The organism is Streptomyces sp. NRRL S-31 (assembly GCF_000718775.1).
Taxonomy (GTDB): domain Bacteria; phylum Actinomycetota; class Actinomycetes; order Streptomycetales; family Streptomycetaceae; genus Streptomyces.
Genome location: NZ_JOCB01000123.1, coordinates 1 through 22346, shown reverse-complemented (window position 1 = coordinate 22346; position 22346 = coordinate 1). Strand labels below are relative to the sequence as shown.

General features: G+C 71.7%; 25 protein-coding genes and 1 pseudogene. 9 read left to right on the top strand and 17 right to left on the bottom strand.

What is annotated here, in order from left to right; all coding sequences use genetic code 11:
- Positions 1 to 788, bottom strand: a pseudogene (locus IF37_RS0134235) (hypothetical protein); the annotation flags it as partial.
- Positions 789 to 1138: 350 nt separating this feature from the next.
- Between IF37_RS0134235 and IF37_RS0134230 the strand changes: the two are divergent.
- The 3 genes from IF37_RS0134230 to IF37_RS0134220 are packed head-to-tail and all read left to right on the top strand — an operon-like array spanning position 1139 to position 3744.
- Entirely contained in the window at positions 1139 to 1945 is an 807-nt protein-coding gene (locus tag IF37_RS0134230; RefSeq protein WP_030751919.1) for an ABC-2 family transporter protein, read from the top strand.
- Positions 1938 to 2780: an ABC transporter permease gene (locus IF37_RS0134225; RefSeq protein ID WP_253915930.1), complete on the top strand. Its 843-nt coding sequence runs from the start codon at positions 1938 to 1940 to the stop codon at positions 2778 to 2780. The genes IF37_RS0134230 and IF37_RS0134225 overlap by 8 nt, the downstream gene beginning before the upstream one ends.
- A gap of 1 nt (position 2781) precedes the next feature.
- Positions 2782 to 3744 carry an ATP-binding cassette domain-containing protein gene (locus IF37_RS0134220; protein WP_253915929.1) on the top strand — a complete coding sequence of 321 codons (963 nt, stop codon included), beginning with the start codon at positions 2782 to 2784 and terminating at the stop codon, positions 3742 to 3744.
- Positions 3745 to 3862: 118 nt separating this feature from the next.
- Here the strand turns inward: IF37_RS0134220 and IF37_RS0134215 are convergent, their stop codons facing one another.
- From IF37_RS0134215 to IF37_RS0134205, 3 genes are all read right to left on the bottom strand, one after another.
- The gene (locus tag IF37_RS0134215) at positions 3863 to 4270 is read right to left on the bottom strand and encodes a hypothetical protein (RefSeq protein WP_030751910.1); all 408 of its coding nucleotides are present in this window, start codon (positions 4268 to 4270) and stop codon (positions 3863 to 3865) included.
- 113 nt (positions 4271 to 4383) lie between these two features.
- Positions 4384 to 5118, bottom strand: coding sequence for a ribonuclease PH (rph, locus tag IF37_RS0134210; RefSeq protein WP_030751907.1), 735 nt, complete (start codon positions 5116 to 5118; stop codon positions 4384 to 4386).
- 79 nt (positions 5119 to 5197) lie between these two features.
- Complete coding sequence (locus IF37_RS0134205; RefSeq protein WP_030751904.1) at positions 5198 to 5431, bottom strand: glucose PTS transporter subunit EIIB; 234 nt, start codon at positions 5429 to 5431, stop codon at positions 5198 to 5200.
- Between the two features lie 155 nt (positions 5432 to 5586).
- Between IF37_RS0134205 and IF37_RS0134200 the strand changes: the two genes are divergently transcribed.
- Both IF37_RS0134200 and IF37_RS0134195 read left to right on the top strand, forming a co-directional pair.
- Entirely contained in the window at positions 5587 to 6888 is a 1302-nt protein-coding gene (locus IF37_RS0134200) for a PTS transporter subunit EIIC (protein ID WP_030751898.1), read from the top strand.
- Between the two features lie 155 nt (positions 6889 to 7043).
- Complete coding sequence (locus IF37_RS0134195; RefSeq protein WP_030751895.1) at positions 7044 to 8309, top strand: PTS transporter subunit EIIC; 1266 nt, start codon at positions 7044 to 7046, stop codon at positions 8307 to 8309.
- A gap of 75 nt (positions 8310 to 8384) precedes the next feature.
- Here the strand turns inward: IF37_RS0134195 and IF37_RS0134190 are convergent, their stop codons facing one another.
- Complete coding sequence (locus IF37_RS0134190; RefSeq protein ID WP_030751893.1) at positions 8385 to 9137, bottom strand: MBL fold metallo-hydrolase; 753 nt, start codon at positions 9135 to 9137, stop codon at positions 8385 to 8387.
- Positions 9138 to 9375: 238 nt separating this feature from the next.
- On the opposite strand from IF37_RS0134190, the gene IF37_RS0134185 reads away from it, so the two are divergent.
- Positions 9376 to 9834, top strand: coding sequence for a type II toxin-antitoxin system PemK/MazF family toxin (locus IF37_RS0134185; RefSeq protein ID WP_030751890.1), 459 nt, complete (start codon positions 9376 to 9378; stop codon positions 9832 to 9834).
- A gap of 11 nt (positions 9835 to 9845) precedes the next feature.
- Here IF37_RS0134185 and IF37_RS0134180 read toward each other — a convergent pair whose 3' ends face one another.
- From IF37_RS0134180 to clpS, 8 genes are all read right to left on the bottom strand, one after another.
- Complete coding sequence (locus tag IF37_RS0134180; RefSeq protein ID WP_030751887.1) at positions 9846 to 10298, bottom strand: hypothetical protein; 453 nt, start codon at positions 10296 to 10298, stop codon at positions 9846 to 9848.
- 67 nt (positions 10299 to 10365) lie between these two features.
- On the bottom strand, positions 10366 to 11316 hold the full coding sequence (locus tag IF37_RS0134175) for a PLP-dependent cysteine synthase family protein (RefSeq protein ID WP_030751884.1): 951 nt from the start codon (positions 11314 to 11316) through the stop codon (positions 10366 to 10368).
- 17 nt (positions 11317 to 11333) lie between these two features.
- Positions 11334 to 11612, bottom strand: a complete 279-nt coding sequence (locus IF37_RS0134170) for a MoaD/ThiS family protein (RefSeq protein ID WP_030751881.1) — start codon at positions 11610 to 11612, stop codon at positions 11334 to 11336.
- Between the two features lie 110 nt (positions 11613 to 11722).
- Positions 11723 to 11818 carry a putative leader peptide gene (locus IF37_RS46720; RefSeq protein ID WP_358490236.1) on the bottom strand — a complete coding sequence of 32 codons (96 nt, stop codon included), beginning with the start codon at positions 11816 to 11818 and terminating at the stop codon, positions 11723 to 11725.
- A 79-nt stretch (positions 11819 to 11897) separates the two neighbouring features.
- The gene (locus tag IF37_RS0134160) at positions 11898 to 12320 is read right to left on the bottom strand and encodes a Mov34/MPN/PAD-1 family protein (protein WP_030751878.1); all 423 of its coding nucleotides are present in this window, start codon (positions 12318 to 12320) and stop codon (positions 11898 to 11900) included.
- Between the two features lie 146 nt (positions 12321 to 12466).
- Positions 12467 to 13900 (bottom strand): amino acid permease, encoded by a 1434-nt coding sequence (locus tag IF37_RS0134155; protein WP_030751876.1) that lies wholly within the window; start codon positions 13898 to 13900, stop codon positions 12467 to 12469.
- 378 nt (positions 13901 to 14278) lie between these two features.
- On the bottom strand, positions 14279 to 14884 hold the full coding sequence (locus tag IF37_RS0134150) for a DUF2017 domain-containing protein (protein ID WP_030751873.1): 606 nt from the start codon (positions 14882 to 14884) through the stop codon (positions 14279 to 14281).
- 12 nt (positions 14885 to 14896) lie between these two features.
- Positions 14897 to 15205 carry an ATP-dependent Clp protease adapter ClpS gene (gene clpS / locus IF37_RS0134145; protein WP_030751871.1) on the bottom strand — a complete coding sequence of 103 codons (309 nt, stop codon included), beginning with the start codon at positions 15203 to 15205 and terminating at the stop codon, positions 14897 to 14899.
- Positions 15206 to 15269: 64 nt separating this feature from the next.
- Between clpS and IF37_RS0134140 the strand changes: the two genes are divergently transcribed.
- A complete protein-coding gene (locus IF37_RS0134140; RefSeq protein WP_030751869.1) occupies positions 15270 to 16616 on the top strand; it encodes a nicotinate phosphoribosyltransferase in 1347 nt (448 codons plus the stop codon).
- Between the two features lie 92 nt (positions 16617 to 16708).
- Positions 16709 to 17302 (top strand): isochorismatase family protein, encoded by a 594-nt coding sequence (locus IF37_RS0134135; RefSeq protein ID WP_030751859.1) that lies wholly within the window; start codon positions 16709 to 16711, stop codon positions 17300 to 17302.
- Positions 17303 to 17372: 70 nt separating this feature from the next.
- On the opposite strand, the gene IF37_RS0134130 is transcribed toward IF37_RS0134135, so the two are convergent.
- Together IF37_RS0134130 and IF37_RS0134125 are read right to left on the bottom strand one after the other, a co-directional pair.
- The gene (locus tag IF37_RS0134130) at positions 17373 to 17711 is read right to left on the bottom strand and encodes a hypothetical protein (protein WP_030751856.1); all 339 of its coding nucleotides are present in this window, start codon (positions 17709 to 17711) and stop codon (positions 17373 to 17375) included.
- A 121-nt stretch (positions 17712 to 17832) separates the two neighbouring features.
- Complete coding sequence (locus IF37_RS0134125; protein ID WP_030751854.1) at positions 17833 to 20190, bottom strand: immune inhibitor A domain-containing protein; 2358 nt, start codon at positions 20188 to 20190, stop codon at positions 17833 to 17835.
- A gap of 357 nt (positions 20191 to 20547) precedes the next feature.
- On the opposite strand from IF37_RS0134125, the gene IF37_RS0134120 reads away from it, so the two are divergent.
- Positions 20548 to 20781, top strand: a complete 234-nt coding sequence (locus tag IF37_RS0134120) for a hypothetical protein (protein ID WP_030751851.1) — start codon at positions 20548 to 20550, stop codon at positions 20779 to 20781.
- A 91-nt stretch (positions 20782 to 20872) separates the two neighbouring features.
- On the opposite strand, the gene IF37_RS0134115 is transcribed toward IF37_RS0134120, so the two are convergent.
- Entirely contained in the window at positions 20873 to 21553 is a 681-nt protein-coding gene (locus IF37_RS0134115; protein ID WP_030751844.1) for an RDD family protein, read from the bottom strand.
- A 113-nt stretch (positions 21554 to 21666) separates the two neighbouring features.
- The coding region (locus IF37_RS0134110) for an RDD family protein (RefSeq protein WP_030751841.1) at positions 21667 to 22346 on the bottom strand (680 nt) is incomplete at its 5' end.

Below are 22346 nucleotides of genomic sequence, written 5' to 3'. Positions count from 1 at the left end.
GCGCCGGCCCGGTCGCGGCCGGCGGGGCGGGGGGTACGGCCGGTGGCGTTCGGCTCCGCCGGGGTGGCCGGGGCCTTCGCACCGGTTCCGCCCGGCTGGCCGTCGCGGGGCGCGCTGATCCGCCGGAGCACCTGGGTGGTCTCGGGGGCCTGCCCGGCCTTGCCTGCGTCCGGCGCGGCGCCGGCCGCCTTGCCGGACCGGTCGGCGGGCGGGGTCCCTTCCCGGGACTTCCCGGGTCCCTTCGGCTGGGGGACGCGCCGGAGCACCTGGGTGCTCTCGGGCGACTGCTCGGTCCCGTCCGGCTTCCCGGCGCCCGCGCCCTTGCCCGGGGCACCGGAGGCGCCGGGGGAGGCCGCGTCCCGGCGGGGCGCCGGTCCGTCGCCGGACGCCGGGCCACGGCCGGACGCCGGAGCGGACGCGTCGGCGTCCTTCCGCTCCGGTCCCGCGTCCCGGGCCGCCTGGCGGGCCCGGGGCACGGATGCCCCGCGGTCCCGGTCCGCCGGACCGGCGCCGTCCTCGGAGGCCGTACCCGCCCGGCCCGAACCGTCCCGGGACGTCGCCGGAGCGGTCCGTGCGGAACCGTCGCGGGACGCCGGGCCCGGCCCGGCGGCGCCGGGACCGTCCCCCGGCGCTCCGCTCGGGCGGGACGCGCCGCGCCCGGCGCCCGTACGGGCCTCTCCGGAGCCGTCGGCCGGCCGCTCGGGCGTCCGGGGCCTCCCGGCGCCACCGGGACGCCCGGCGCCCTCGGCCCGGCCGGTGGCCGCGGGGCCGGCTTCGTCGGTGTTCATGCCCGCGCTTCCCCGCCGGGCGCTCGCGCGCCTCGGTTCGGTGGCCGTCTCCTCAGGGCCCCCCGGGTTCCCGGGCCCGTCAGCCGGCAGCGGCTTTTTCGGCGCCACGCCTTCGTTCGGCTGCTGCGGCTGTGGCTCGTCGCTCATGTCGTGCACGGACTCCTGTTTCGCGTCGTACGTTCCCGTACGCCTCGTACGCTTCTGCGCTCCCCCTGTTTGAAGACTCTCGCACCTGGCGTTCCGTTCCCGGATTCCGGCACGCTTCCGGCGGAAAACGCGTGGCCGGCCGCCGGGCCTCCGGACTAGGCTCCTGCGCTTCGGTGTCGAGCGGTCCGAGGAGGTCGACTGGCATGGGCGCGGGACGGTTGTACGCGGCCGTCGCGGCAGGGGGGTTCAGACGGTACGCGACCTATCGGGCCGCCACTGCGGCAGGGGTCTTCACGAACACGGTCTTCGGGCTGATTCTCGTCTACACGTACCTCGCCCTGTGGCACGAGAGGCCGCATCTCGGTGGATATGACCAGGCGCAGGCGGTGACGTACGTGTGGCTGGGGCAGGCGTTCCTGTCGACGCTCGCGCTCGGGGGCGGGGGCGGGGGCGTCGAGGACGAGTTGATGGAGCGCATCCGCACGGGGGACGTGGTGATCGACCTGTACCGGCCGGCCGACCTCCAGTTGTGGTGGCTGGCGGCCGATCTCGGCCGGGCCTTCTTCCAGTTGCTGGGCCGGGGGGTCGTGCCGTTCGTGTTCGGCGCGGTGTTCTTCCCGGTGTACCTGCCGGCCGACGCCGGTACCTGGGTTGCGTTCCTCGTGGCCGTCCTCCTCGCGATGCTGGTCGGTTTCGGCATCCGGTACCTGGTCGCGCTGAGCGCGTTCTGGCTGCTGGACGGCACCGGTGTGTCGCAGATGGCGTGGCTGTCGGGGTTCTTCTGCTCCGGGATGCTGCTGCCGTTGAACGTGTTCCCGGGCACGCTCGGCGAGGTGGTGCGGGCCCTGCCGTGGTCGTCGCTGCTCCAGGCACCGGCGGACGTGCTGCTCGGGCACGCCGATCCGCTGCCCACCTATCTCTTCCAGGGGGCCTGGGCGGTGGCGCTGCTGGGGGCCGGACGGCTGGTGCAGGCGGCGGCGACGCGCCGGGTGGTGGTGCAGGGTGGCTGAGGGGAGCGCGGGGACGGCGCGGGCGGGCCGGCCGGCGGAGGGCGTGCGGGCGTACCGGCTGATCGCGGCGATGTGGGTGCGGTCGACGATGGCCTACCGGGTGTCGTTCGCCATGACCACGTTCGGGAACTTCGCCGCGACCTTCCTGGACTTCGTCGCGATCATGCTGATGTTCTCCCGGGTGGACGCGCTGGGCGGCTATCCGCTGCCGGACGTGGCGTTCCTGTACGGGCTGTCGGCGGTCTCCTTCGGTCTGGCGGACCTGCTGATCGGGTCGATGGACCGGCTGGGCCGGCGGGTGCGGGACGGCACACTGGACACGCTGCTGGTGCGGCCGGCGCCGGTGCTGGCGCAGGTGGCGGCGGACCGGTTCGCGCTGAGGCGGCTGGGCCGGGTGACGCAGGGGACGCTGGTGCTGGGCTGGTCGCTGACCCGGGTGGACATCGACTGGACGGCGGACCGGCTGCTGCTGATGCCGGTGATGGTGGTGAGCGGCTGCGCGATCTTCTGCGCGGTGTTCGTGGCGGGGGCGGCGTTCCAGTTCGTGGCGCAGGACGCCTCGGAGGTGCAGAACGCCTTCACCTACGGCGGGACGACGCTGTTGCAGTATCCGCCGACGGTGTTCGCGAAGGAGCTGGTGCGCGGGGTGACGTTCGTGCTGCCGCTGGCCTTCGTCAACTGGCTGCCCGCGACGTACGTGCTGGGGCGGCCGTATCCGCTGGGCCTGCCGCGCTGGATGGCGTGGACTCCGCCGCTGGTGGCGGCGGGGGCGTGCGCGCTGGCGGGGCTGGCCTGGCGGGCGGGACTTCGTTCGTATCGCAGCACAGGGAGCTAGCGTGGATGGTTTCATCGCACTGGAGCGGGTGGAGAAGGTCTTCGAGGTACGCAGGAAGACCGGGTTCCTGCGGCGGGAGCGGCGCGAGGTGCGGGCGGTGGACTCGCTGTCGTTCACCGTGGCGCGCGGCGAGATGGTCGGCTACATCGGGCCGAACGGCGCGGGGAAGTCGACCACGATCAAGATGCTGACCGGGATCCTGACGCCGAGCGCCGGGCGGCTGCGGGTGGCGGGGATCGACCCGGCGCGGGAGCGGATGCGACTGGCGCACCGGATCGGGGTGGTGTTCGGGCAGCGGACCACGCTGTGGTGGGACCTGCCGCTGATCGACTCGTACCGGCTGGCGCACCGCATGTACCGGATCCCGGACGCCCGTTACCGGGAGAACCTGGACCGGCTGGTGGAACTGCTGGAGCTGGGTGCCCTGTTGGACGTGCCGGTGCGGCAGCTGTCGCTGGGGCAGCGGATGCGCGGGGACGTCGCGGCGGCGCTGCTGCACGACCCGGACGTGCTGTACCTGGACGAGCCGACGATCGGTCTGGACGTGGTGTCGAAGGCCAAGGTGCGGGAGTTCCTGCGGGAGGTGAACGCCGAGCGCGGTACGACGGTGCTGCTGACCACGCACGACCTGACGGACATCGAGCAGTTGTGCTCGCGGGTGATGGTGATCGACCACGGGCGGCTGGTGTACGACGGCGCGCTTACGGGGTTGCGGGAGGCCGGGGAGGGCGAGCGGACGCTGGTGGTGGACCTGGAGCGGGAGCTGCCGCCGGTGGAGGTGCCGTGGGCGCGGGTGGTGCGGGTGGAGGGGCCGCGGCAGTGGCTGGCGTTCCCGGCGGGGCAGTCGGCGGCGCCGGTGGTCGCGCATCTGGCGGCCCGGTATCCGCTGGTGGACCTGTCGGTGCGGGAGCCGGACATCGAGGCCGTCATCGCCAGGATGTACGCCGGGAAGGCGGTCTCGTAGGCCGCCGGCCGGGCGGTGCTCCTGTTCCGTCTGCCGGGGCCGGGTGAACCGGGCCCGCCGGAGGGGGACTTGGCGCAGGGCGCGCGGCCGTACCGCCGTACGGCCCCCGTCCTTGGTGTCAGGACGTGCAGACCTTCGTCAGTTCGCCCGCCGCGGCCGTGACCGGGGTGACGTCGGGGGTCCGGTCGCCGTCGTCGATGGCGGTGCGGACGTTGGCGACGGCCTGCCGTAGGTGGTCCACGGCCTGGTCGACGTCGGCGTCGTCGGTCTTGTCGCCGATCTGCCCCAGGCTCTTCTCGATGGAGTCGAGCGAGGCGTCGGCCTGGGAGGGGTCGTTCGCGGCGTTCTCGACGGCCTGCTGGAGGGCGGTGACGTGGTCGGCGATGGCGTCGGCGGTCTGCACGCAGTCCAGCGCCTTGTCCACGGCGTCGCAGCCGGTGGTCAGGCCGGCGGTGAGCGCGGCGGCGGCCATCGCGGCGGCGATGGCGGTGAGCCGGCCCCGGCGTGGGCGGCGGCTGGCGGGCATGGCGGGTTCCCTCCCCTGGGACAGCTGGTGGGGCGCACCTGGCTGGGCCATGCGCCCGTACCCTCAGGGACGCGGGCGGGGCCCGGCGGGTTGCCCGGGCCTTGACGGTTTCCTTACGCGGTCGTGGCCGCCAGTGCCGCCCGCTGGATCGCGGTCAGTTCGGCGCAGCCGGTGACGGCGAGGTCGAGCAGGGCGTTCAGCTCGTCGCGGGCGAAGGGCTCGGCCTCGGCGGTGCCCTGGACCTCGACGAAGCGGCCGTCGCCGGTGCAGACGACGTTCATGTCGGTGTCGGCGCGGACGTCCTCCTCGTAGCGCAGGTCGAGGAGGGGGACTCCGCCGACGATGCCGACCGAGACGGCGCTGACGGTGCCGGTCAGCGGCTGCCGGCCGGCCTTGACCAGCTTCCTGCCCTGGGCCCAGGCGACGGCGTCGGCCAGTGCGACGTAGGCGCCGGTGATCGCCGCCGTGCGGGTGCCGCCGTCGGCCTGGAGGACGTCGCAGTCGAGGACGATGGTGTTCTCGCCGAGCGCCTTGTAGTCGATGACGGCGCGCAGGGAGCGGCCGATGAGCCGGGAGATCTCGTGGGTCCGGCCGCCGATCTTGCCCTTGACGGACTCGCGGTCGCCGCGGGTGTTGGTGGCGCGGGGCAGCATGGCGTACTCCGCGGTGACCCAGCCCTCGCCGCTGCCCTTGCGCCAGCGGGGGACGCCTTCGGTGACGGAGGCGGTGCAGAAGACCTTGGTGTCACCGAAGGAGATGAGGACGGAGCCCTCGGCGTGCTTGCTCCAGCCGCGTTCGATGGTGACCGGGCGGAGTTGTTCGGGAGTACGGCCGTCGATGCGAGACATGGCGACGAGCCTAGCCGGACACGCGCGGGGGGCTCCTCCCGCATCGGGAGGAGCCCCCTGTTCCGGTGAGCCGGGGGGCTCACATCATGTCTTCGATCTCCGCGGCGATCGGGTCGGCGTCGGTGCCGATGACGACCTGGATGGCGGTGCCCATCTTGACGACGCCGTGGGCGCCGGCGGCCTTCAGGGCGGCGTCGTCGACCAGGTCGGGGTCGGACACCTCGGTACGAAGCCGGGTGATGCAGCCCTCGATCTCCTCGATGTTGTCGATGCCACCGAGCCCGGCGACGATCTTCTCAGCCTTGCTGGCCATGTTCCCTCTCCCTGATCCGAACCGCTTTGTCGCAGTAACCCACAGTTGGCCCATCTTCGCGAGCGGTCGTGCCGTCCGCGCCGGATGATGGCGATCACGACAGCGGAACCGTCCGCCGACTGGTCTACACCACCGTGGGGAAGGTCGCCAAACCCATGAGCGCCGAGAGCACGGTCAGCCCGGCCCGGCTCCGCTGGAACCGTCTGTTCCAGGGGCTCCAGAAGATGGGCCGCAGCCTTCAGCTCCCCATCGCGGTGCTGCCGGCGGCGGGCATCCTGAACCGGCTGGGCCAGCCCGATGTGTTCGGCGCCGACGGGCTGGGCTGGATTGCGGCGTCGAAGGTGATGAGGGGGGCGGGCGGCGCGCTGCTCGACGGCTCCCTCGGTCTGCCGCTGCTGTTCTGCGTGGGGGTCGCGATCGGCATGGCGAAGAAGGCGGACGGCTCCACGGCGCTGGCGGCGGTGGCCGGGTTCCTCGTCTATTACAACGTGCTGCACCAGTTCCCGCAGCGGTGCCCGGGCGGCTCCACGGCGGTGCCGGACGTGGGCTGCCAGGTGAGCGCCGGCGGGGGCGCCGGCGCGGTGACGCCGTTCACGTTCCAGGATCCCGGGGTGTTCGGCGGCATCGTGCTGGGGCTGCTGACGGCCTTCCTCTGGGCGCGGTACCACCGCACGCGGCTGGTGGACTGGCTGGGCTTCTTCAACGGGCGCCGGCTGGTGCCGATCGTCATGGCGTTCACGGCGATCGGCTTCGCGGCCCTGTGCCTGTGGGTGTGGCCGCCGGTGGGTGCCGCGCTGGAGGACCTCGGCCACCGGCTGCGGGACGCGGGCGCCTGGGGCGCCGGGGTGTTCGGCGTCGCCAACCGGGCGCTGCTCGTCATCGGCCTGCACCAATTCCTGAACGTGCCCCTCTGGTTCCAGTTCGGCACGTACACGCCACCGGGCGGCAGGCCCGTCCACGGCGACATCAACATGTTCCTCGCCGGTGACCCGCACGCCGGCCAGTTCACCTCGGGCTTCTTCCCGGTCATGATGTTCGCGCTGCCGGCCGCCGCGCTGGCCATCACGCACTGCGCGCGGCCGGAGCGCCGCAAGGAGGTCGGCGGTCTGATGCTGTCGGTGGCGCTGACGTCGTTCGTGACGGGCATCACCGAGCCGCTGGAGTACTCGTTCCTGTTCGTCGCGCCCGCCCTGTACGCGGTGCACGCCGTGCTCACCGGTGTCTCGATGGCGGTGACCTGGGGGCTCGGGGTGCACGACGGCTTCAGTTTCTCGGCGGGTCTGATCGACTACGTCATCAACTGGAACCTGGCGACGAGGCCGTGGGCGATCGTGCCGATCGGGCTGTGTCTCGCGGCCGTGTACTACGCCGTGTTCCGCGCGGCGATCACCCGGTTCGACCTCAGGACGCCGGGGCGGGAGCCGGCGGACCAGGTCGAGGACGTCACCCGGGGCTGACGGCACAGCGCGTAGCGCCGCGGTAGCGCATCCGCGGGTTCCTTACGCCGCCTTCATCGTGCTACAACAGGTCTACACCACAGGTGGTGTAGACCAGAGACGCTGCCGTCCCCTTCCATGGTTCCCGGGCGGCGCCTTGCCCGATGGAGGAAGTTGTGACCACGGCCAGCGCCGCTCCCGCGGCCGAGAAGAAGAAGGGCGCCGGGGCGATGTCCGTGCTCCAGCGCATCGGCCGCAGCCTCATGCTGCCGGTCGCGGTGCTGCCGGCCGCAGCCCTCCTGGTGCGCCTCGGCAACACCGACATGCTGGGGGACCCTTCCTTCCCGTCGTTCCTGACCAAGATCGCCTCCTTCATGGCCGCCGGCGGCAACGCGATCCTCGACAACATGGCGCTGCTGTTCGCCGTGGGCATCGCGATCGGCTTCGCCAAGAAGTCGGACGGCTCGACGGCCCTCGCGGCGGTCACCGGTTACCTGGTCTTCAAGAACGTCCTCGCCACGTTCACCGACAAGAACCTGCCGAAGGTGGCGACCGTCGTCGACGGCAAGGTCGTCATGGCGAACGCCCCGGTGGACGCCAAGGTCCTCGGCGGTGTGGTGATGGGCCTCGTGGTGGCCCTGCTGTACCAGCGCTTCTACCGCACCAAGCTGCCCGACTGGGCGGGCTTCTTCGGCGGCCGGCGCCTCGTCCCGATCCTGTCGGCCTTCGCCGGCCTCCTCATCGGTGTCGTCTTCGGTTACATCTGGCCGGTCCTCGGCACGGGCCTGCACAACTTCGGCGAGTGGCTGGTGGGGTCGGGCGCCGTGGGCGCGGGCATCTTCGGTGTCGCCAACCGCGCGCTGATCCCGATCGGCATGCACCACCTGCTCAACTCCTTCCCGTGGTTCCAGGCCGGTGAGTACCACGGCAAGAGCGGTGACATCGCGCGCTTCCTGGCCGGCGACCCGCACGCGGGCCAGTTCATGACCGGCTTCTTCCCGATCATGATGTTCGCGCTGCCGGCCGCGTGCCTGGCCATCGTGCACTGCGCCCGCCCCGAGCGCCGCAAGGTCGTCGGCGGCATGATGTTCTCGCTGGCCCTGACGTCCTTCGTCACCGGCGTCACCGAGCCCATCGAGTTCACCTTCATGTTCATCGCGCCGGTGCTGTACGCCATCCACGCCGTCCTCACCGGTGTCTCGATGGCCCTGACCTGGGCGCTCGGCATGAAGGACGGCTTCGGCTTCTCGGCGGGCGCGGTCGACTTCGGGCTGAACCTGGGCATCGCCAGCAACCCCTGGGGCCTGGTCCTGGTCGGTCTGTGCTTCGCGGTGGTCTACTACGTGGTCTTCCGCTTCGCGATCACCAAGTTCAACCTGCCCACGCCGGGCCGCGAGTCCGACGAGGAACTCGCCGAACTCCGGAAGGCCGAGGCCAAGTAGCCCGGCCGTACAGGCACCGCGAAGGCCCCGGAACCGCCTGGTTCCGGGGCCTTCCCGTGTCCTGGACCGGATCGGTCAGATCTCGTACGTCTGCCGCGGCGCGGCCAGGTGCACCGGGCCGTCGAACACCTCGCGGGCGTCCCGCAGGTTGACCTCCGGGTCCGTCCACGGCGGGATGTGGGTCAGGACCAGCCGGCGCGCGCCCGCGCGGGCCGCCGTCTGACCCGCCTCGCGGCCGTTGAGGTGCAGGTCCGGGATGCTCTCCTTGCCGTGCGTGAACGCGGCCTCGCACAGGAACAGATCGGTGTCCCGGGCCAGCTCGTCCAGCACCTCGGTGACACCCGTGTCGCCGGAGTACGTCAGGGACTTCCCGCCGTGCTCGACGCGGATCGCGTACGCCTCCACGGGGTGGCGGACCCGCTCGGTGTGCACGGTGAACGGGCCGACCTCGAAGGTGGACGGCTTGACCGTGTGGAAGTCGAAGACCTCGCTCATGGAGGAGGCGGAGGGGGTGTCCGCGTAGGCGGTGGTCAGGCGGTGCTCGGTGCCCTCGGGGCCGTAGACCGGGATGGGGGCGCACCGGCCGCCTTCATGGCGGTAGTAGCGCGCCACGAAGTACGCGCACATGTCGATGCAGTGATCGGCGTGCAGATGGCTGAGGAAGATCGCGTCGAGGTCGTAGAGACCGCAGTGGCGCTGCAACTCGCCGAGGGCGCCGTTGCCCATGTCGAGGAGCAGCCGGAAGCCGTCGGCCTCGACGAGGTAGCTCGAACAGGCCGATTCCGCGGACGGGAACGACCCCGAGCAGCCGACGACGGTGAGCTTCATGAAGCAGAAACCTCCGTTGGCGGGAAGCGGGTGGGCGGGACGGGGGAGCCACTCGCGAGGAGGGCTGCCGGGAGTCGTGCGGTCCGTCGAGCGTAAGGCGCGAAAGCGCGGGTCGCTCCTCCGCCAGGGGCCGTTGTGGGCGAACTCACCTGTGCTGTCACCGGTTCGGCTGGACCCTGGGCGCACAGGAATGGAAGAGGGCGCGCGTCGACCGGCGCGCGCCGGTAACGTCGTCCGCATGGACACGTCCTGGTGGCTGGCGCTCGCGGCGGTGGTGCTGCTGGCGCTGGTCGCCACGCTCGTCGACGGCTGGGGCCGCGGCCGGCGGCCCCCGGGGCGGCGGCTGCGCCCGCCGGGCCGTCCGGGCACCCGGACGGCGCACGCGCAGCGGCCGTCCCCCGGGGACATCTGGTGGGCGAACGTGCCGTACGAGGACCGGGCCGGGATCAAGGACCGGCCCTGTCTGGTGCTGGCCGTGCGCGGTGACCGGGCCACGGTCGCGAAGATCACCAGCAAGTACCACGACGAGCGCAGCGGGGTGATCCCGCTGCCGCCCGGCGCGGTCGGCGACGCCCGGGGCCGGCCCAGCTTCCTGGAGACCGACGAGCTGCGCGAGGTGCCGGTGGACGGCTTCCGGCGCAGGGTGGGCGTGGTCGACCCGGTCCTGTGGGACCAGGTACGGCATCTCGCGGGCTAGGGGGTTTCGGCTCAGCCCACCCGCACGGTGACCGCCCACTCCTCGATGCCCTCGCAGGAGACCCCGCCCGGTGCGGTGGGCTCGGCGCACAGCGGGCGGGACGAGGTGAGCCTCACCGTGCCGGCGGCCACCGCCCGGTAGGCGGCCGTGGCGTCACCCGGCTGGAGCACGAAGCCCGCGTTGACGGCCTCCAGTCCGGTGCCGCTCGCGGTGACCGGCTTCCAGGGGCGGGCCTTGGTGCCGTCCAGGGTGAGCCGGACCTCGCCGCCCCTGGCGACGCAGACGGTGCGGCCGCGGTCGGCGGCGGTCAGCTCCGCCGTGCCGGCGCAGCCGGCGGCGGACCGGGTGGGCGACGGCGGGCGCGTCGCCGGTTCCCTGCCGCTGCTGCCGGTGCCCTCCTGGGTGCCGCAGCCCGCGAGCAGCAGCGCTGTGGCCGTCAGGGCGAGGGGCGTCGTACGGCGCATGAGGTCCGCCTTTCTGCCGGTGTCCTGGTACGGATGTGACGTACCACCGGCGCGTCCGGATCCCCCGCTACGCCCAGAGCTGGCCGTGGAGCGTCTCGATGGCCTCCTCGGTGGTGGCCGCCGTGTAGACGCCCGTGGAGAGGTACTTCCAGCCGCCGTCGGCCACGATGAAGACGATGTCGGCGCTCTCGCCCGCCTTGACCGCCTTCCTGCCGACGCCGATCGCCGCGTGCAGGGCGGCGCCGGTGGAGACGCCCGCGAAGATGCCCTCCTGCTGGAGGAGTTCCCGGGTGCGGGTGACGGCGTCGGCGGAGCCGACCGAGAAGCGGGTGGTGAGCACGGAGGCGTCGTACAGCTCGGGGACGAATCCCTCGTCGAGGTTGCGCAGGCCGTAGACGAGGTCGTCGTAGCGCGGTTCGGCGGCGACGATCCGCACGTCCGGCTTGTGCTCGCGCAGGTAGCGGCCGACGCCCATCAGGGTGCCGGTGGTGCCGAGGCCCGCCACGAAGTGGGTGACCGAGGGCAGGTCGGCGAGGATCTCCGGACCGGTGGTCGCGTAGTGGGCGCCCGCGTTGTCCGGGTTGCCGTACTGGTAGAGCATCACCCAGTCCGGGTGCTCGGCGGCCAGTTCCTTGGCCACGCGCACGGCGGTGTTGGAGCCGCCGGCGGCCGGCGAGGAGATGATCTCGGCGCCCCACATGCCGAGCAGGTCCCGGCGCTCCTGGGAGGTGTTCTCCGGCATCACGCACACCATGCGGTAGCCCTTGAGCTTGGCCGCCATGGCGAGGGAGATGCCGGTGTTGCCGGAGGTGGGTTCGAGGATCGTGCAGCCCGGGGTGAGCCGGCCGTCCTTCTCCGCCTGCTCGATCATGTGCAGGGCGGGGCGGTCCTTGACCGAGCCGGTGGGGTTGCGGTCCTCCAGCTTGGCCCAGATCCGGACGTCCGGGGACGGCGACAGCCGCGGCAGGCGCACCAGAGGGGTGTTGCCCACCGCGGCCAGCGGGGAGTCGTAGCGCATCGCTGCTCGGGGGCCGGTCAGCGCATGCCGCCGGCCACGGCCGGCAGGATCGTCACGTTGTCGCCGTCGGACAGCTTGGTGGTGATGCCGTCCAGGAAGCGGACGTCCTCGTCGTTCAGGTAGACGTTGACGAAGCGCCGCAGCTGGCCGCCGTCCACGATGCGCGCCTCGATGCCCGCGTGCCGGGTCTCGAGGTCGGCGAACAGCTCGGCGAGGGTGTCACCGGTGCCCTCCACCGCCTTCTGGCCGTCGGTGTACTGGCGGAGGATGGTCGGGATGCGGACCTCGATGGCCATGGCTCAGGGCTCCTGTCGGAAGGTGTCGTCGGTTCGGTCAGGCGCGCGCCCGGCGGTTCGCCCGGGCGTCCGCGGGAGCCGCGGCCCACGGCCGGACGGCGGCGGGCGGGTCAACAGATGGCGCTGTTCAGCCTGCACAGGTCGACGTGCAGCCGCGCCACGAGCAGCGAGCCCGGCGCCTTGTCGCCCACGTCGAGAAGAACCATGGGCTCATCGTATCGATTCCCCCTCCCCGTCCCCGAGTGTGATTCCGCATGGCGGACGGATTTCGTCCGGTGCGTGAGATCAGTAGGCGTCCACGACCGTGACCTCCTCCTCCGTGACCTCGCCGTCCACGATCCGGAAGGAGCGGAACTGGAAGTCGCCGAGGCCGTCGGTGTCGGCGGTGGAGACCAGGACGTAGTGGGCGCCGGGTTCGTTGGCGTAGGAGATGTCGGTGCGCGAGGGGTAGGCCTCGGTGGCGGTGTGCGAGTGGTACACGACCACCGGCTCCTCGTCGCGGTCGTCCATCTCGCGGTAGAGCCTGAGCAGGTCGCCCGAGTCGAACTCGTAGAAGGTGGGCGACATCGCCGCGTTCGGCATCGGAACGAAGCGCTCGGGGCGGTCCGAGCCCGCCGGGCCCGCCACCACGCCGCACGCCTCGTCGGGGTGGTCCTTGCGCGCGTGGGCGACGATCTGGTCGTACAGGGCCTGGGTGATGGTCAGCATGGGCGCCAGGATAAGCAGAGGGGCCGTCCCGTACCGAGGTGTGGTACGGGACGGCCCGCATCGCGGACGTCCTGAGCGGCGGCCGGCGGGGGCGCCACGAGCACTCCCGGCGGCCGGACGTCCTCTTCCGGCGGTCTGGGCGGGGGTCAGCGCTTGCGGAAGGCCGCGGCCTCCGGGTTGCGGCGCTTGAGCACCAGGTAGGCGACGGCGAGGATGGCGCCCCACAGCGGCGCGCAGTACAACGACACCCGGGCGTCCTTGTCGATGCCCATGAGCACGATCACCATGCCGATGAAGGCGAGGGCGAACCAGCTGGCCCAGGGGGAGCCCGGCGCGCGGAACTCCGAGCGGGGCAGTTCGCCGCGGTCGGCCTTGGCGCGGTAGCGGATCTGGCAGATCAGGATGACGATCCACGCCCACATGCCGGAGATGGTCGCGAAGGACACCACGTAGTCGAACGCCTTGCCCGGCCACTGGTAGTTGATCCAGACGCCGACGAGCATCAGCGCGGCGGAGAAGGTGGTGCCGATCAGCGGGGTGCCGCTGGGCGTCAGCTTGGTGAAGAACTTCGGGCCCTGGCTGTTGAGCGCCAGGTCGCGCAGCATGCGGCCGGTGGAGTACATGCCGGAGTTGCAGGAGGAGAGCGCGGCGGTGAGCACCACGAAGTTCACGATGCCGGCGCCCGCGGGCAGGCCCATCTTCTCGAAGGCGACCACGAACGGGCTGGCGCCCGCGTGGAAGCTCGTCCACGGCACGACCGAGAGGATCATGATCAGCGCGCCGACGTAGAAGACGGCGATGCGCCACGGCACCGTGTTGATCGCCTTGGGCAGCACGGTCTTGGGGTCCTTGGACTCGCCCGCGGTGACGCCGACCAGTTCGACGGCGAGGAAGGCGAACATGACCATCTGGAGCGTCATCAGCGTGTTGCCGACGCCGTGCGGGAAGAAGCCGCCCTGGTTCCACAGGTGGGCGACGGAGGCGGTGTCGCCGGCGTCGGAGAAGCCGATCGTCAGGATGCCGGCGCAGATCAGGATCATGCCGATGATGGCGGTGACCTTGACCATGGAGAACCAGAACTCCAGCTCACCGAAGAGCTTCACGGAGATCAGGTTGGCGCCGTAGAGGACGATCGTGAAGATCAGGGCCGACAGCCACTGCGGGATGTCGAACCAGTAGGTCATGTAGGCGGCCGCCGCGGTGACCTCGGTGATGCCGGTGACCACCCAGAACAGCCAGTACGTCCATCCGGTCACGAAACCGGCGAACGGGCCGATGAACTCGCGCGCGTACTCCGAGAACGAACCCGACACCGGGCGGTACATCAGCAGCTCGCCGAGTGCCCGCATGATCAGGAAGATGACGCAGCCGGCGATGGCGTACGCCAGGATCAGGCTGGGCCCGGCCTTGGAGATGCCCTTGCCCGCGCCGAGGAAGAGGCCGGTGCCGATGGCACCGCCGATGGCGATCATCTGGATCTGCCGGGACCCGAGCCCCCGCTGATACCCCTCGCCGCCCTCGCTGCCCTCGGCCCGCGCGGCGTCGTCGCCGCTGTGCTGGTCGACCTGCGCAGAGGTCATGTGTGGTGCGCCTTTCTCCATGCCGACCCGGGCCTTTCGTCGGCCTCGGATCGGGTCTCGATCCCCCCGGATTGCTGGAGCTGTTGCCTGGCCGACGGTCGTCGGCTCGGTGGCGCACCCGGCCGAACATGGGTGGTGTTGGCCGGGCGGTCGTGAAGATTTATCACGGCCGCAACACTGATCACAGAGGGGCGCTGTGAGACATCACACAGGAAGAAGCGGACAAAGAGCGCTCGAACGCGTCAAAACCGACCATGAAGGTGATGCGATCGTTATCCGGATTTGAGCGTTCTCTGAGCGAACGTGATCGAGAAGGGTGCCATCCGTAAAGACCGATTTGCGACCGGTCACAACCGATCACGACCGGTTACGGCCGGATCACGGCATCAGGGTGGTCACCAGGGTCTCCTGGAGCCCGCCCAGCCAGAGGTAGGCCAGCACCATCGGCTTGCGCGGGTCCTCCTCCGGCAGCCGGTAGAGCAGGTCGGTGTCGTCCTCGTCGGTGATCTCCAGCCGGGCGCCGATCGCCAGCCGGAGGTCGTTCAGGGCGCCGACCCACTGCCGGGACTCCTCCGGGGACAGCTTGAGCACCGCCCCGCCCTCGTCGACCGGGGCGAGCGCGTCCAGGGAGCGGATCACCCCGAGCGCGTTCTCCCGCTTGCCGGCGCGCAGGTCGTTCTCGGTGTAGCGGCGGAACTCGGCGGAGTGCGCCCGCCGCTCCTCGGCCTCGGCCGCCGAGCCGGGGGTCTCCTCCGGGTCGCCGTAGGCGTCCGGGAAGAGCCTGCGCAGGACCGGGTCGGCCGGCGGCTCGCTCGGCCCCTCGGCGAACAGCTCGGCGAGCGGGTCGGCCGGGGCGTCACCGCCGGGGCCGGGGCCGATCAGCTCCAGGAGCTGGACGGCCAGCGACCGGATGATGGAGATCTCGACGTCGTCGAGCGCGACGGCCGCGCCGCCGCCGGGGAGCGGTTCGAAGTGTCCGGGCATCTGAGTCGGTCGCTACTTCCGGTCCTGCTGGAGGGTGGCCCACAGACCGTAACCGTGCATCGCCTGCACGTCGCGCTCCATCTCCTCGCGGCTGCCGCTGGAGACGACCGCCCGGCCCTTGTGGTGGACGTCGAGCATGAGCTTGGTGGCCTTGTCCTTGGAGTAGCCGAAGTACGTCTGGAAGACGTACGTCACGTAGCTCATGAGGTTGACCGGGTCGTTGTGCACGATGGTGACCCAGGGGACGTCGGGATCGGGTACGGCGAAGACCTCCTCCGCCGACTCGGTGCGTTCGATCTCTACGGGCGCGGGTGACGTCACACGGCCATGCTGCCACGGCCCCGACAAATCGTCACACCGACGAGAAGGGAGTACGCTGTTCGTCATGAACACAGCGGACCTTGGGCTGCCGGTGGACGTTCCCTCGACGGCGCTCTTCACGGACCAGTACGAGCTGACGATGCTGCGAGCCGCTCTGGCAGCCGGTACGGCCGAACGGCGGAGCGTATTCGAGGTCTTCACCCGGCGGCTGCCGAACGGTCGCCGCTACGGCGTCGTGGCCGGTACCGGGCGCGTCCTGGACGCGGTGGAGAACTTCCGCTTCGACGCGGGCGTCCTCGGCTTCCTGCGCGACCGGGACATCGTCGACGAGCGGACCCTGGACTGGCTCGCCGGCTACCGGTTCCGCGGGGACGTCTGGGGCTACCCCGAGGGCGAGGTCTACTTCCCCGGCTCGCCCCTGCTGCGGGTCGAGGGCACCTTCGCCGAGTGCGTCCTGCTGGAGACGGTGATCCTCTCCATCCTCAACCACGACTCCGCGATCGCCGCCGCCGCCTCCCGGATGGCCTCCGCCGCGGGCGACCGCCCGCTGATCGAGATGGGCGCCCGGCGCACCCACGAGCTGGCCGCCGTGGCCGCCGCCCGCGCCGCCTACGTCGGCGGCTTCGCCACCACCTCCGACCTGGCCGCCGGCTTTCGGTACGGCATCCCGACCGTCGGCACCTCGGCGCACGCCTTCACCCTGCTGCACGACCACGAGCGGGACGCCTTCCGGGCCCAGGTGGACACCCTCGGCCGGGGCACCACCCTGCTGGTGGACACCTACGACGTCGCCGAGGCCGTCCGTACGGCGGTGGAGGTGGCCGGCCCCGGGCTGGGCGCGGTCCGCATCGACTCGGGCGACCTGCTGCTGGTGGCCCACCGGGTGCGCCAGCAACTGGACGAACTGGGCGCGACCGGAACGAAGATCGTCGTGACCTCGGACCTGGACGAGTACGCCATCGCCTCGCTGGCCGCCGCGCCCGTGGACGCGTACGGCGTCGGCACCCAGCTGGTGACCGGCTCCGGGCACCCCACGGCCTCCATGGTCTACAAGCTGGTCGCCCGCGCCGAGACGGCCGGAGCGGCGGCGCCGCTGGTGGCGGTCGCGAAGAAGTCCAGCGGCGGCAAGACCTCCATCGGCGGACGCAAGTGGGCCGCGCGCCGGCTGGACGCGGACGGGATCGCGGAGGCCGAGGTCGTCGGCACCGGGCCGGTCCCGGGCGAGCTGGCCGACCGGCAACTGCTGGTGCAGCTGGTCAAGGGCGGCGAGGTGGTCGCCCGCGAACCGCTCGACGTGGCGCGGGAGCGGCACATCGCCGCCCGCGCGCGGCTGCCCCTGTCCGCCACCCAGCTCTCCCGCGGGGAACCCGTCATCCCGACGGAGTACGTCCACGGGCGCCCGGGCAGCTGAGGCGGGCGCCGATCGCCTCCCGCCGCCCCCTCCCGCGGGAGCCCGGAATTCTCTAGGCTCAGTTACTTGACCCTCAGCCGAAGGACACCACCATGCGCCGCGCCTTGATCGTCGTAGACGTGCAGAACGACTTCTGCGAAGGGGGCAGCCTCGCGGTGGCCGGCGGAGCGGACGTGGCCGCCGCCATCACCGAGCTGATCGGCCAGACGGCGGGCGCCGGGTACCAGCACGTCGTCGCCACCCGGGACCACCACATCGCGCCCGGCGGCCACTTCGCGGACGACCCCGACTACGTCCGCTCCTGGCCCGCGCACTGCGTCGCGGGCACGGAGGGGGTGGGCTTCCACCCGAACTTCGCCCCCGCCGTCGCCTCCGGCGCGGTGGACGCGGTCTTCGACAAGGGCGCCTACTCGGCCGCCTACAGCGGCTTCGAGGGCAGGGACGAGAACGGCGTCGCGCTGGCCGACTGGCTGCGGGCCCGGGAGATCACCGAGGTGGACGTGGTCGGCGTCGCCACCGACCACTGCGTGCGCGCCACCGCCCTGGACTCCGCGCGGGAGGGCTTCCGCACCCAGGTGCTGCTGGACCTGACGGCCGGGGTGGCCGCGCAGACCACCGAGCGGGCCCTGGAGGAACTGCGGGAGGCCGGAGTGGAGCTGACCGGCAAGCCGGTGGTGGGCGGCTGAGGTCCCGGGCCGGCTGAGGTCCCGGGCCGGCTGAGGTCCCGGGCCGGCCGAACGATCCCGGGCGGTCGCGTCAACCCTGGGGGACCGCCGGCGGTCCCGTGGGGGTGACACGGAGCAGCGCCCGGATGGGGTGCCACAGCTCGGTGCCGAGGACGCCGTTGCCGGCCGGGGCCGTGCGCCATATCAGGCCGTCGGGGTGGTGCAGCACCGCCGTGATCTCGTCCGGCGTCGGAGGCGCGGCGTTCCCCCGGAGGTAGACCGACCGCAGGCCCAGGTTGCGGAGCCTGGTCAGGGCCCGGGCGCGGTTGCGGGCGTGCACCAGCACCCGCACCCCGGCGGGGCCGTGGGGCAGGTTCAGTGCCACCACCACCGTGCCGTGCGGCAGCTTGCAGAAGCCTCCAGCGGCCATGCGGTCACATCCCCGTTCCGGTCGGTGTCAATAAGCGGTCCATAGGACGCACCTAAACACGATCGGCGGCAACCCGCCAAGGGGTTGCCGCCGATACGCTTGTGACCTGCGGTTTCGCGGGCTACTTCACCGCGGGGCCGACCTTGACCTGGATCGAGGAGCCGTCCTTGGCCTCCTTGACGATCGCGATCCTGGTGTTGGTGTCAGTGACCTTCACCCCGCCCGTCGGGTTCGACGGGTCGTAGTAGGTGCCGGTGTGGTCGTTGAAGACCGGGACGCCCTTCGAGCCCTTGATCGTCAGCGCGACATCGGCCTTGTGCAGGGTGATGCCGTCGGTGGCGTACCGGCTGAACGGGGAGTCGTAGGCCTGGATGCGGTTGCGCAGCAGCGTGCCGTCGGCCCACTTGAGCGCCGTCGGGTGCGAGTCGACCGGCAGGATCAGACCGCTGCCCGGGTGGCCGCCTGCGGCGTTGGTGTTGTTGTCCGCCTGGGAGGTGTCCCACTTCCAGATCAGCAGGCCGTTCTGGTACGGGTAGTGCTCCACCCAGTCGGGGCGCGACGCGAAGCCATAGTTGTACGGGCCCGACTTCAGCGTCTTGTCGTACGACACGTACTGCCGGTTCTCGGCCAGGTAGTACTGCTTGTAGTCCCTGGTGAAGGACGCGCCGATGCGGGAGAAGCCGGCCGCGGTCCAGCCGGCGTCGGCGGTCTCGGCGTTGTCCGAGAACACCGGGGTGCCGTCGGCGGTCACGGTGATCCGGTCGGCCGTGAAGCCGCTCTCCGCGACACCGCTGTCGGTGGCATAGCGGAAGCGCAGGTCGATCTTCTTGCCGGCGTAGGCGTCGAGCGGGAACGACAGCTTCTTGTGCGTCTGCGAGAAGCCGCTCAGCGCCGGCTTGCCGCCGGCGTCACGCGGGAGGGCCTGGCCGTCCGCGGTGCCGTCCAGGGCGGTCCAGTTGGCGCCGCCGTCGGTCGACACCTCGGTGTAGACGAAGTCGTAGCCGTCCTCGGTGGCCCACCAGCCGTCCAGGGAGAGGCTCGCGGAGGACTTGCCGGTCAGGTCCACGGACCGGGTCAGCGTGTTCTTCAGGTCGTTGCCGCTGCCGCTCCACCACTGGGTCGAACCCTCGGCGGGCTGGGTGATCGTGGTGGTGACCGCCTTGTCCGGCAGGCTGACCACGAGGGCCTGCTTGTCCCAGGTGTTGTACTCGGCGGGGCCCAGCTTGTGCGTGGACTGCTTGCCGGCCGTGGCGGTGTCGTAGTTCAGCCAGCCCAGCTGGAGCTTGTCCCAGGCGTTCATGTCGCCGGGCAGGTCGCCGATGGACTCCTTGCCCGTGCCGAGCCAGGAGCCCGAGGACATCAGGGTCCAGAAACCGGTGGAGTTGTCACCGCCCGCGGTGTCGTACTCGTCCGGCAGACCGAGGTCGTGGCCGTACTCGTGGGCGTAGACACCGAGGCCGCCGTTCTCCGGCTGGATGGTGTAGTCGCCGACCCAGATGCCGGTGTCGCCGACCTGGGTGCCGCCGAGCTTGTTCTCCTGGGGGCCGGTGGCGCCGGCGTCGGTGCCGAAGGCGTACCAGCGGTGGGCCCAGATGGCGTCCGTGCCCTGGACGCCGCCGCCGGCGGACTCGTCCTCACCGGCGTGCACGATCTGGAAGTGGTCGACGTAGCCGTCCGGCTCGTTGAAGTCGCCGTCGCCGTCGTAGTCGTAGCGGTCCCACTGGTCGTACTGGGCGAGGTCCTTCTTGATGTCCGCGTCGGACTTGCCGGCCGCCTTCTGCTGGGTGACCCACGCCTTCAGACCGTCGCTGACGACGTTCCACACGCTCGAGCAGTTGGTCTGGCCGCAGGCGTTGTTGCCGTAGCGCGCCTCGTTGTAGGGGACCTTGACCCAGTCCGTGACCTCGCCGGTGACCGAGTAACGGCCCGAGGACTGCTTCTCGTAGTACTTCTTCAGCGACTCGGCCTTCTCGCCGGTGCCGAAGTAGAGGTCCTGGTAGTGCTTCCGGTCGTAGTCCTCCTGCCAGGCCGTGGAGTTGTCCTTCGCGCGGTCCGGCGCGGCGATCCGGTTGTGCAGCGGGCCCGCCGTGCCCCCGTACTTGGGGTCGGTCTGGTCGCCGAACTCCACCAGGATGGTGAAGATCTTGTCGGTCTTCTCGCGGCTCAGCTCGACGTACTTGCTGCGGCCCTTGCCGCTCCTGAGCTTGACGACCTTCGAGCCGTTGCGGTCCTCGGCCTTGGCCTTGCCCGCGATGAGCTGGTTCAGGGCCTCTTCGCGCTGGGCGTCCTGGGTCTTGCTGAGCGGGCCGTCCAGGTCGTGCTTCTGCTGCTTCACCGGGGCCGGGTCGTGCCGGTTGGCGGTGGCGGGCCGGGGCTGCGTGCTCGCCTCCGCGACGGCGAACGTCGCGAACGTGGCGGACGCCGCCGCGAGGGTCACGCCGATGGCGGCCGCTCTGAACGTCCAGGATCTGCTGGTCACTTGAGTTCCTCCCCCGCGCCGCGCACACGGACAGGGGGTCCGGTTCTTGGAGGAATCCGTGCGCGCACGATCAACGCGTGTAATCAAGTGACGACATTTGACTAGAGGTCAGGCCGAAAAGACAGACCTTGACTTGAGCAGGACAAGTGCACTATGCGGAGGTGACGTCCGGTTTACGGACACGTGCCGACCGGCCCGGGGCACCGGCCGTCCGGCGAGACGGTGACTCCGTGCGCCCCTTGTGCACCGGTACCGTGGGTTAGGTCATGCTTACCGGACGCTCCGCCCGGGCATGCACGCCGGGAGAGTCGCACGGCACCCCCATCCCCCGCCCCGAAGACCGAGGACACGATCGCCATGCCTCGTCCGACCGCCGCACAGCTCGCCTACGGTTCCTGCACCGTGGTCTTCTCCACGCTCGCCATGCTGCTGCTGTCCCAGACGAGTTCGGGCCTCGGGATCGTCGTCATCGCCCTCGCCGCGCTCGCGCTGGGCCTGTTCGTCGCGTGGACGGTCCCCGTACCCGGGGCCCGCGCGGCCCGGGCGGACCGGCGCGTGGCGGACGAGGAGCGCGTCCCCACGTCCCTGTGACCGGGTGAACGCGCCGCGGACACGGTGACGGCGGCGGCCCCGGGCCCGTCCCGGTCCCGCCGCCGTCACGCGGGGAGGCGCCTGTCCCCGCTCAACGGGTGCTGACCACCACCGTCTTGGCCGCCTTGTCGTGCAGGCCCTGTTTGTAGGGCTTGTCGAAGAAGCTCCAGCCGCCCGCGATCGCCGTCCAGACACAGGCGCAGCAGAAGGCGAACGGCAGCCACAGCACCAGGGCGCGGATCAGCGAGGTCTGCGTCGAGGGGGTGGCGCCGTCCGCCAGGTCGGCCACCCGCAGGCCCAGCCACTTCTTGCCCAGGGTCTGCCCCGACCTGCTGATCATGAAGGTGTCGTAGGCGACGTAGAGCACGGCCGCGATGACGGACTGGGCGACGGACCGGCCGACCTCGACCCGGTCGCCGTCGACCGCGTACTCACGCACTCCGAACGCCCAGGTGAGCAACCAGACGACGATGCCGACCAGGATCATGTCGATGATCCGGGCGAGCGTCCGCCGGCCGCTGTCGGCGAGCGGGGGCATGCCGGCCAGGGGGTCGGCGGGGTAACCGCCGGCACCCGACCCGTAGGGGCCGGTGCCGTACGGGCCGCCGCCGTAGGGGCTCCCGTAGGGGCCGCCGCCGGGCGGAGGGGGCTGCCGGCCGCCGGGCGGGGTGTCGTACGGCGAGCCCGGCCCCTGGTCCGAGGGGGGCCGCTTCCTGAAGGGGTCGTCCTCGGGGGGCTGCTCTCCGGAGCCGGGGGGCGGTTCGCTGCTCATGGCCCGAGTGGAACCCGAACGTCCCGGCTCCGCATCCTCCGGACGGCCGTCCGGAGGACGGGCCCGCGGTCAGCCCTCGTCCGGCCCGCGTCCGGCCCGTGTCCGGCCCGCGGTCAGCCCGCGACGAAGGTGTGCGCGGCCTTGTCGTGCCAGCACTGGTGCCAGGGCCGGTCGAACAGGCACCACAGCACGCCCACGATCCCGACGACCAGCAGGCCCGGCACGCTGAACACCAGCCAGCGGCGCAGCGCCGGGCCGAACGCCGGCGGCTCGTGCCCCTCGATGTCCCGCACCTCAAGACCGCACAGCCTCTTGCCGAGGGTGCGGCCCCACTTGGCGGTGGGCAGCACCTCGTACAGCACCCCGGCGAGGAGCAGCACGGCGAGGACGATGCCGAGGCTGGTGCCGGTCGTGCCGTCGAGCAGCCAGACGGTGACCTCGTGGCCGGAGACCCGGGCCGTGTCGATCTTCTGCTGGACGTGGTCCACGGCCCGTGTGCCGAGCGGGACCGCCGCGGCGGCCGTCACCGCGCCCAGCACCAGCAGGTCGATCAGCCGGGCGGCGAGCCGTCTGCCGAGTCCGGCGGGGCGGGCGGCCGCCTGCCGCCGCGCGGCGGCCTGGAAGAGGTCCTCCACCGGCGGCTTCCACGGCGCCACGGGCTGGTCGTCCCCGCCGCCGGCCAGCTGGTGCACCTGCTGTGCCCAGGACGCCTGCCCGCCGCCGGGGCCGGTGGTCAGCGGGGTGGCGGGAGCGGCGGGCTGGGCGGGGCCGGCCTGCTGGGGCAGCGGGGGCG